Source organism: Microbacterium sp. CCH5-D1 (assembly GCF_001557335.1).
GTDB classification, from domain to species: domain Bacteria; phylum Actinomycetota; class Actinomycetes; order Actinomycetales; family Microbacteriaceae; genus Microbacterium; species Microbacterium oxydans.
The window spans coordinates 1-9,773 of record NZ_LSJW01000134.1 but is presented as its reverse complement, the minus strand read 5'-3'; the positions used below and the strand labels follow the sequence as shown (position 1 = coordinate 9,773).

The following is a 9,773-nucleotide window of genomic DNA, read 5'->3' as shown; positions in this document are numbered from 1 at the left end:
CTGCGAGCCCGCCGATGCCCAGAACCAAGCCCGAGGAGACGACCCCGCGAATCCAGTCGTCTTCCGGAGTGTCGAGCTGCAGCGGGAGGAGGAGCTGCACCGGAGTGAGCTGCACGGTCCAGATCGCCAGCCAGGCGAGCGTGAACAGCGACATCCATCGCGCGCCGGCTCGTATGGTGCGGGGGTGCTCGGAGGTGTTCATCGCTTCTCCCCCGCTGCACGCGAACTCCGGATGACCTCTCGGTACCAGTCGTACGAGGCTTTGGGCGTTCGCTCGCCCGTCTCGAAGTCGACGTGGACGAGGCCGAATCGCTGGGTGTAGCCGTCGGCCCATTCCCAGTTGTCCAGCAATGACCACACCGTGTACTCCTCCACCGGCACTCCGGCCGAGATCGCATCGCCGACGGCCTGCAGATGCCCGGCGAGGTACGAGATGCGGTCGGTGTCCTCCACGCGGGTCGCGCGCTCGGGTTCGGGGAAGGAGGCGCCGTTCTCCCCGATGATCACGGGCGGCATGTCGGGATGGCGACCATGCAGGTCGATCAGCAGGTCGCGCAGCGCGCCGGGCATGATCGGCCATTCGGGACCGAATCCGGTGACCGGAACGCCGGGCGTCGGCACGATGTCGAAGGGGATCGGGCTTCCCTCTTCGGCGTTCGTGACCGTCGTCGGATTGTAGAAGTTGACGCCGTAGAAATCGATCGAGTGGCCGATGGCTTCGAGGTCGCCTTCCTGCGCGGGCATCGGGGGCAGGCCGAGTGCTTCCAGGTCGGGGTAGGTGCCGGCGAGGAGCGGCTCGCTGAAGACCCTGTTGTGGATCAGGTCGTAGATCGCCGCGGCCTCATGGTCTTCGGCGGTGTCACCCAGCGGCAGGACCCAGGTGTGGTTGTTGACCAGACCCACCGCGACAGCACCGCGATCTCGGAGCACCGCCGCTGCGCGGGCGTGCGCCAGCAGTTGATGATGGGCGGTAGGCAGGGCACCGAACAGGAGTTGCTTGCCTGGCGCCAATGCGCCGACCGCATACCCCTGGAGGGTCGTCATCGCGGGTTCGTTGAGGGTGTACCAGTTCTGCACCCGATCGCCGAGGCGATCAGCCACAAGCGCCGCATAGTCGGCGAAGCGCTCGGCGGTGTCGCGCTCGAGCCACCCTCCGTCGGCTTCGACGCTGCTCGGCATCTCCCAGTGGTACAGGGTGGGGAACGGCTGGATCCCGGCGTCGAGAAGCATATCCACGACGCGCGAGTAGTGGTCGAGCGCTGTGCTGTCTCCCGGACCCAGGCCGTCGGGCTGGACGCGAGCCCACGGGATCGAGAACCGGTATCGGTCGAGTCCGAGACCGGACGCGAGAGCGACGTCGCGTTCGGGGCGCCGGTAGCTGTCGCACGCGGGGTCGGCCATGGATCCGTCGAGGACGGCACCCGGCCTCTCGAGGAAGTCGTCCCAGATTGATCGCCCGGATGCACCGGTGGGCCGGGAGCCCTCGATCTGGAAGGCGGACGTCGCTGCGGACCAGCGGAGCCCGGAGGGCATGGGCGAACGGGAGGGCTCGAGGGTCATGTGGCTCCTAGACATCAGTGTCGGGATAATGATGATTCTGCACCCGGTACCGTCGAATCCGCGACTGAGTCTCGCGTTCTCGCCGCCGTTTCGCGTCAACGGCCCGTCTGCTGGTAGACTCGACTCTTGGCTTGCGTGTGGGTTCTTCCCTCACGACCGCTGTGCAGCAGCCCTCTTCTGCTGCCGGCATTCCGAACACTCCTGTACAGAAAGCGTCCACACGTGGCAAACATCAAGTCGCAGATCAAGCGCAACAAGACCAACGAGAAGGCTCGCGAGCGCAACAAGGCCGTGAAGAGCGAGCTCAAGACGGTCATCCGTACCACTCGTACGGCCGTCTCCGCCGGCGACAAGGCAGCCGCAGAGGCCGCCCTGAAGAAGGCCGCCGTCAAGCTCGACAAGGCCGTCAGCAAGGGTGTCCTGCACAAGAACCAGGCGTCGAACCGCAAGTCGGCTCTCGCCAAGCAGGTCGCTTCCCTCTGAACCGACGCTTCTGAGAAAGGCCCGTCCCGATATCGGGGCGGGCCTTCTTCGTGTTCGGGGTGAGCGCACCCGGCGATGGGCTATTCGCCGAAAGGCTGTCGTGTGGCGATGACCGTCACCATGCGCTCCAAGGCGAAGATCGGATCGCGCGCGGCACCCTTCACCTCCCCGTCGGCTCTGGCCGTGGCCTGGATCGCTATCCCGAGCGAGCGCTCGTTCCAGCCCGCCAGATCGCGACGGGCACGGTCGACCTGCCAATCCTTCATCCCCAGGCGCTGCGCGAGTTGACGGCTCGGCTCGCGGTTGCCGGCCACGCGGGCCATGGTGCGCAGCTTCATCGCGAAGGCTGCGACCATCGGGACCGGGTCGGCCCCCGAGGAAAGTGCGTGGCGGAGGGCCATGAGCGCCTCGCCGTAGCGGCCGGCGATCGCGGTGTCGGCCACGACGAACGCCGAGACCTCGACTCGTCCGCCGTAGTACTTGGTGACGACCTCCTCGGTGATGTCGCCGTCGACATCGCCGATGAGCTGCTGGCAGGCTGCGGCCAGCTCTGTGAGGTCGTCGGCGAACGCCGAAACCAGGGCGCGCAAGGCCGGAGGAGCGATGCGCTTCTTCGCCGCGCGGAACTCACCGGCTGCGAAATCGACCCGATCGCCGTCGCGCTTGATCGCCGGGCAGGCGATCTCGATGCCGCCACCGGAACCACCGCGAAGAGCGTCGAGGAGCTTCTTGCCCCGCACGCTGGCTCCGGTGTGCCGGAGAATGACCGTCGCCCCCTCCTGCGGGTGGTCGAGGTACGACACCGCCTCCTGGATGAACGCATCCGAGCACTTCTCCACGCCGGAGACGCGCACCAGACGCGGTTCTCCGAACAGGGACGGCGACGTGAGCGACAGGAGCGTCCCTGGTGCGTAGTCGTCGGCGCGTACGTCACTGACTTCGAGCGCAGGGTCTTCGGCGCGGAGGTAGTCGCGCACACCGGCGATGGCCCGCTCGGCGCAGACCTCTTCCGGACCGGAGACCAGCACGACCGGGGCCGGGCGCGGCTCGCGCCAGGAGACCTGGGGGATCTTGGTGGGCTTCGCGCCGCCGCGGGAAGGGGTACGCGAAGCTGCCATGGAACCAGCCTACCGGCGGTCGCCGACATGGCTCCGCCGTCACGGTGGCGTCTTCTCGGTCCAGATCTGCAACTCCCCGTCATCGAGTGCGAGCAGGATGCGCCCGTGCACGTCGGTACGGAGCACGCGTGCACCGGCGTCGGTCAGAGCATCGATCGTCTCGGCCCGGGGGTGCCCGTAGTCGTTGTCCGCTCCGACGCTGAACAACGCCACGCGCGGCCGGATCCGCCCATACAGCTCCGGATCCTGATCCGCGCTGCCGTGGTGAGCCACCTTCACGACCGCGTACGGAGCGAGTCCTCCTGTCCTCTGCAGCACGCGCTGTGGTGCGGCGGAGAGATCGCCGAGGTAGAGGGAGCGCGGCACACCTCCCCCGGCGACTTCCAGCACGACGCTCGCGTCGTTGCCGGAGGGGAACGCCGGTGACCGGCGTGGCGGCCAGAGCACGCGCCAGGCGGCATCGCCGAGCATGCCGCGCCGTCCCGCCGATGCCTGCTCGACCTCGGCTCCCTCATCGGCGAGGTCGTCGATGAGGCGTCGATCGGGCGGATCAGCCATCGGACCGTGAAGGACCGTCGACACCCGCGCCTGCACAGCTGCGGTCCCGCCGACGTGATCGAGGTCGAAGTGCGTGAGCACCAGAAGATCGATGTGCTCGATGCCGAGCGACCGCAGACAGGTGGACAGCAGATCCGGATCGGGCCCCGTGTCGATCAGCGCCACCCGGCCTGCCGAGCGCACGAGCACCGCGTCGCCCTGCCCGACGTCGCACACCGCGATCGCCCAGCCATCCGGAGCCGCCGCGGTCGCCAGCGGTCCATCGAGGAGTACACGTGATCCGGCGAGCGAGAGCACCACCACGAGCACCAGTGCCGCAACCCGCCTCAACCAGCGAGAGATCCGCCCGGCTGGAGTCGCCTCCGTCGAGCTCGGGGCGCGTATGAGGACTGCGGCGATGGCCGCGCTCAGCAGAGCCACCAGGAGCGCACTGCCGAGGCCCGCCGGCACGGTGACCTGCGCGCTCGGAAGCTCCGCCGTGGTGGTGGCGGTCGTCGCGATCCAGGCAGCGGGGAGCCACGCCGAGGCCGCAAGGAGATCGGCGAGCATGGGCAGCGGTGCGGCCAGGCACGCGAGGAGTCCGATCACCGTCGCGACCGGCGCCGCGGGCGCGGCTATCAGATTCGCAGCGACTCCGACCAGGGACTGCTGCTCAGCGAACAGCGCGATGATGGGGCCGCACGCGAGCTGCGCGGCGAGCGGGACCGCCAGAGCCAACGCGACGGGTCCTGGCACGGCTCGTCTCAACCCGTGGGCGAGAGACGGGGCGAGCAGGATCAACGCCCCCGAGGCGCCGACCGACAGCGCGAATCCTGGCGTCGCCGCCAGCCACGGATCCGCGACGAGTATCCCCGTCGCGCACAGAGAGAGCACTCCCGCCCCGGCGCTCGGCCTCCCGCACAGGATGGTCAGCATCCCCGCCGCTGCCATCACCCCAGCCCGGACGACGCTCGGCTCCGGAGTCACCAGCACGACGAAACCCGCCAGGCCCGCAAGCGACAGCAGGGCGCGCAGCCAACGGCCGCCCCCGCAGAGGGCCGTGAGCCAGAAGATCGCGCCGACGACGATCGCGCAGTTCGCACCGCTGACCGCGGTGAGGTGGCTGAGCCCACTCGCGCGCATGTCGTCGTTCAAGGCCGTCGTCACCGCGCGGGTGTCGCCCACCGCAAGGCCGGGCAGGAGGCCTGCTCCGGGCTCCGGCAGGCGTAGCGCCCTCTCGACGAACGTGCTCTTGATCGCGGCTGCCGCGGCGAACACACCGGATGCGGGGTCGACGATCTCGGCCTCGCTCGCGAAGATCACGAGAGCCGAGCGCTCCCCGGCCTCCGTGATCGATGACTCGCCCACCACCCGTATCCGCGCACCGAGATCGAACCCGTCGGCGGGGTCCACTCCGACGCGGACCGGGACCGTGGAAGGGGCTGCCCGGCCAGGCGGCCCGAGTGTCGTAGCCGCCGCCTCGAACCACAGCCGCCCGTCCCGTCCGAGCGATGCCGAGGAGGTGACCTCGGCCGACGACTCGATGACGCGCCCGCCCCATGCGCGGGCCTCATCCCGCGCGGGAAGAGCGAACCCGACGGACACGGCCGCACCTGCCATCGCCGACAGCACGACGATCGTGACACCGGCCTCGGCGCGCTGAGTGTTCTTGGCTCGCAGCCCGGAGCGGCTGAACACCAGCACACCTGCCGCGGCTGCCGTACACGTGCCGGCACACACCCACGCGAGTTCAGGCAACAGCACGCACAGCAGCGCGGCACCCCATACGGCTGCCGCCACAGGGAGTAAGCGCAGATCGCGCGCCCTCACACCCTGACCCCGTCGCGCAGTCCCTCGAGGAGCTTCTCGCCGATGCCGGGCACGGCCAGAAGGTCGTCGATGGAGGCGAAGCGACCGTTCTCCTCTCGCCAGGCGACGATCCGCTCCGCCAGCGCGGGTCCGATACGCGGAAGCGTCTCGAGTGCTGTCTGATCCGCCGTGTTGAGATCTATCCGCGCGTCGCCCGGTGGCGCTGCCGCCCCGCCGGGTGCATCCGTCATCGCGCCTGTCGCCGGCACGACGATCTGCTCCCCGTCTTCGACCACCCGTGCGAGGTTTACGGCGCTCAGGTCCGCATCGGTGGTCGTTCCACCGGCAGCGGCCACCGCATCGACGACTCGCGCGTCGAGATCGAGCACGTAGAGCCCCGGCCTCTCGACAGAGCCGAGCACGTGCACGTACAGCTCACCGGTCGACGAGGGCCCCGGGCTCGCACCTGCTCCGGCGCCGGTGTCCGTGCCGGTGTCCGTGAGTGACACGGTTTCGACAGGCGCAGACTGACCACGCAGAATGCCGACCCCGACGGCAGCCGACAGCACGACGAGTGCCAGCACCACCGCCGCTCCCACGCTCAGGCGCAGACGGCGCCGGTGCGGAAGAGGTGCCTGGGGAGAAGCCATCCGGCCACGCTAGGAGACAACGATCCCCCGGTGGTGCGCAGTAGACGCCCACAGTGGACAACCCGAGTGGATCCTCCTCAGTGGAGAAGAGACGATCAGCCCTTGACGACGAAGCTCACGATCTTCGGTGCGCGTACGACGACCTTGACGATCTCGCGGTCACCGATCGATCGGATCACACGCTCATCGGCCCGGGCCAGGGCCTCGAGCTCCGACTCGCCGATCCGAGCGGACACCTCGAGCTGCGCACGCACCTTGCCGCCCACCTGCACGACGGCGGTGATGGTGTCCTCGATCAGCAGTGCGGGATCGGCGGAGCGCCAGGTCACCAGCCCGACGGAAGGCTCATGGCCGAGGATCTCCCACATCTCCTCCGCGGTGTGCGGGGCGATGAGGTCGAGCATCACGGCGATCGTCTCCGCGGCCTCGCGCACGGCGGGGTCGCCGGCACCAGCGGCGCTGTCGATCGTCTTGCGCGTGACGTTCACCAGCTCCATCAGGCGCGCGACCAGCACGTTGAACTTCGTCTGCTCGACGAGCGCCGGCGCCTCGGAGAGGAGCTTGTGCGTCGCGCGGCGGAGAGCGGCGTCACCACCGTCGAAGACCACATCGACCGGGCTCGACACCTCCCCCGCGATGCGCATGGCACGCGCCAGGAACTTCTGGGCACCGGTCGTCGAGACGTCCGCCCAGTCCTTGTCGTCCTCCACAGGACCGGCGAAAGCGAGGCCGACACGCAGCGCGTCGGCACCGTGCGCGTCGAGCTCTTCCTGGAACAGCACCAGGTTGCCCTTGCTCTTGGACATCTTCTGTCCGTCGAGCAGGACCATGCCCTGGTTGATGAGATTCGAGAACGGCTCGGTGAAGTCGATCAGGCCCATGTCGAACAGGACCTTCGTGATGAAGCGCGCGTACAGCAGGTGCAGGATCGCGTGCTCCACGCCGCCGATGTACGAGTCGACCGGCGCCCAACGAGCCGCCTGAGCAGGGTCGAACGCGACGGTCTCGCTGTTCGGCGACAGGAAACGCAGGAAGTACCACGAGCTGTCGACGAACGTGTCCATCGTGTCGGGGTCGCGCAGCACGGAGTCGCCGGTCTCGGGATCGGTCGTGCGCACCCAGTTCTCCGCACCACCCAGCGGCGAGGTGCCCTTGGGCTTCAGGTCCAGCCCTTCGACACTCGGCAGCTTCACGGGGAGCTTGTCCTCGGGAACCGGGATGATCGTGCCGTCCTCGCCGTGCAGCATCGGGATCGGGGTACCCCAGAAACGCTGACGGGAGATGAGCCAATCACGCAGACGGTAGTTCTTCGCGGCACGACCGGTACCGGAAGCCTCCAGCTGCTCGATCGCACGCGCGATCGCATTGCGCTTGGAGAGCCCGTTCAGCGCACCGGAGTTGATCATCCGACCCTCACCCGTGAGCGCGATGCCGGTGGTGGCCGGACTCTGCTCCTCGAGCGCCGCACCGGTGTCGATCGGCACGCCCTCGTCATCGACCTCGATCACGGGCATCGCACCCGTGACAGGAGCCGTGGTGTCGACGACCACTTTGACCGGCAGGTCGAAGGCTCGGGCGAAATCGAGGTCGCGCTGGTCGTGCGCCGGCACGGCCATGACCGCGCCATGGCCGTAGTCGGCCAGCACGTAGTCCGCCGCCCACACCGGCAACTTCTCGCCGTTGACGGGGTTGATCGCGTAGCGCTCCAGGAAGACACCCGTCTTCGGACGGTCCGTGGACTGCCGATCGATGTCGGTCTCCTTCTGCACCTGCTCCAGATACGTCTGGAAACACTCACGCACCTCGTCAGGCGCTCCGGCCGCGAGCTCCGCCGCCAGGTCGGAATCCGGAGCGACCACGAAGAACGTGGCCCCGTGCAGGGTGTCGGGTCGCGTCGAGAACACCGTGACCGGCTCCTCGCGCCCCTCGATGAGGAAGTCGACATCGGCTCCCACCGAGCGGCCGATCCAGTTGCGCTGCATCTGCAGCACCTTGTGCGGCCAGAAGCCCTCGAGCTGGTTCAGGTCGTCCAGCAGTCGATCCGCGTAATCCGTGATCCGGAAGTACCACTGCGTCAGCTTCTTCTTGACGACCTCGTAGCCGCAGCGCTCGCAGCGCCCGTCGACGACCTGCTCGTTCGCGAGCACCGTCTGATCGTTCGGGCACCAGTTGACGGGGCTCTTCTTGCGATACGCCAGGCCGCGCTCGTACAGCTTCAGGAACAGCCACTGGTTCCAGCGGTAGTACTCGGGGTCGGACGTGTGCAGTACGCGGCTCCAGTCGAACGAGACGCCGTACTGCTCGAATCCGACCTTCTGCTGCGCGATGTTCTGGTAGGTCCACTCACGCGGATCGGCACCCTGACGGATCGCCGCGTTCTCCGCCGGCAGACCGAAGGAGTCCCAGCCGATCGGGTTCAGCACGTTGTGTCCGCGGTGACGCCAGAACCGAGCCACGATGTCGGAGTAGAGGTAGTTCTCCGCGTGTCCCATGTGCAGGTCACCGGAGGGATACGGGAACATCGCGAGCACGTACCGACGCGGCCGGGTGTCGTCATCGCCACCCGTGAGGAACGTGCCGTTGTCCGCCCAGTACTTCTGCCACTTGTTCTGGATGGCGTGCGCCGACGGGGTCTCGTCGTCGGCAGGAGCGGTGGACAGGTTCTCAGACAACGAACGCACGACCAATCTGGTGGAAAAAGCGGGATCAGTTCAGGATATCGGAACGCCAGAGGGCAGGCATTCCGGCGCCGAGTGCGGCGAGCGGCGCCCGAGCCTTGGTCGCGACCTCGGCCACCTCGGATGTGGCGACGGACCCCCAGGTGATTCCTCCGCCGGCACCGACGACGGCCTGCTCCTCATCGATCAGGATGCTGCGGATCACCATCGCCAGGTCGAGGGCGCCGTCGACGCCGACGTATCCGAAGCACCCGGCGTACACGCCGCGTGGCCCGCACTCCAGCTCGTGGAGGCGAGTCATCGCGGAGAGCTTCGGGGCTCCGGTCATGCTCCCCGCGGGGAAGGCCGCACCGAGCAGATCCCCGACTGTCGTCCCCTCGACCGCGACGCCGCTGACGGTGCTCACCAGCTGATGCACGGCGGGATAGCTCTCCACCACCCAGAGTCCCTCGACACGGACGCTCCCCGCCGCGCACACCTGTGAGAGGTCATTGCGCATCAGGTCGACGATCATCACGTTCTCGGCACGTTCCTTGGGATCTGCGGCCAGTTCTGCGGCGAGCGCGGCGTCTGCGACGGGCTCGGCGCCTCGGGGTCTGGTGCCCTTGATGGGTCTGGTGCGGATGATGCCGCCCGCTGCGTGGAGGAACTGCTCCGGGCTCGCACTCAAGAGGGTGCGTCCGCCGATCCGCACGAAGCCCCCGTGGTGCGCGGGGGTCGAGGTGCGGAGGCGGTCGTAGACCTCGACGGCATCATGCGTGCCGGACACAGTGAAGCGGGTGGTCAAGCACAGCTGGTAGGCGATGCCCTCGCGGATGAGCTCTCGGCAGCGTTCGATGAGTGCGATGTACTCGCGCGGGTCGTGCCGTGCTTCGGCGACGCGCGTCAGGGGCCCGGTCGCCGTGCGGAACCGATCCTGGTTCTGGCTCTCCCTCGTG

The 9,773-nt window shown here is 68.3% G+C and carries 7 protein-coding genes and 1 pseudogene; 1 reads left to right on the top strand and 7 read right to left on the bottom strand.

The window, feature by feature from the left end:
• Positions 1-202, bottom strand: a pseudogene (locus AX744_RS08225) (MFS transporter); the annotation flags it as partial.
• The gene (locus AX744_RS08220; RefSeq protein ID WP_058631392.1) at positions 199-1,560 is read right to left on the bottom strand and encodes a glycoside hydrolase family 1 protein; all 1,362 of its coding nucleotides are present in this window, start codon (positions 1,558-1,560) and stop codon (positions 199-201) included. The gene AX744_RS08220 and the pseudogene AX744_RS08225, both read right to left, overlap by 4 nt.
• A gap of 222 nt (positions 1,561-1,782) precedes the next feature.
• Between AX744_RS08220 and rpsT the strand changes: the two genes are divergently transcribed.
• On the top strand, positions 1,783-2,043 hold the full coding sequence (rpsT, locus tag AX744_RS08215; RefSeq protein ID WP_017830351.1) for a 30S ribosomal protein S20: 261 nt from the start codon (positions 1,783-1,785) through the stop codon (positions 2,041-2,043).
• An 80-nt stretch (positions 2,044-2,123) separates the two neighbouring features.
• Here the strand turns inward: rpsT and holA are convergent, their stop codons facing one another.
• The 5 genes from holA to AX744_RS08190 form a co-directional block, all read right to left on the bottom strand.
• Positions 2,124-3,161, bottom strand: coding sequence for a DNA polymerase III subunit delta (gene holA, locus AX744_RS08210; protein ID WP_061016253.1), 1,038 nt, complete (start codon positions 3,159-3,161; stop codon positions 2,124-2,126).
• A 39-nt stretch (positions 3,162-3,200) separates the two neighbouring features.
• On the bottom strand, positions 3,201-5,498 hold the full coding sequence (locus AX744_RS08205; RefSeq protein ID WP_082738453.1) for a ComEC/Rec2 family competence protein: 2,298 nt from the start codon (positions 5,496-5,498) through the stop codon (positions 3,201-3,203).
• A gap of 26 nt (positions 5,499-5,524) precedes the next feature.
• The gene (locus tag AX744_RS08200) at positions 5,525-6,157 is read right to left on the bottom strand and encodes a ComEA family DNA-binding protein (RefSeq protein WP_058631395.1); all 633 of its coding nucleotides are present in this window, start codon (positions 6,155-6,157) and stop codon (positions 5,525-5,527) included.
• Positions 6,158-6,252: 95 nt separating this feature from the next.
• Complete coding sequence (gene leuS / locus AX744_RS08195) at positions 6,253-8,829, bottom strand: leucine--tRNA ligase (protein WP_061016254.1); 2,577 nt, start codon at positions 8,827-8,829, stop codon at positions 6,253-6,255.
• 34 nt (positions 8,830-8,863) lie between these two features.
• On the bottom strand, positions 8,864-9,773 hold a 910-nt coding region (locus AX744_RS08190), incomplete at its 5' end, for an anthranilate synthase component I family protein (RefSeq protein WP_197429189.1).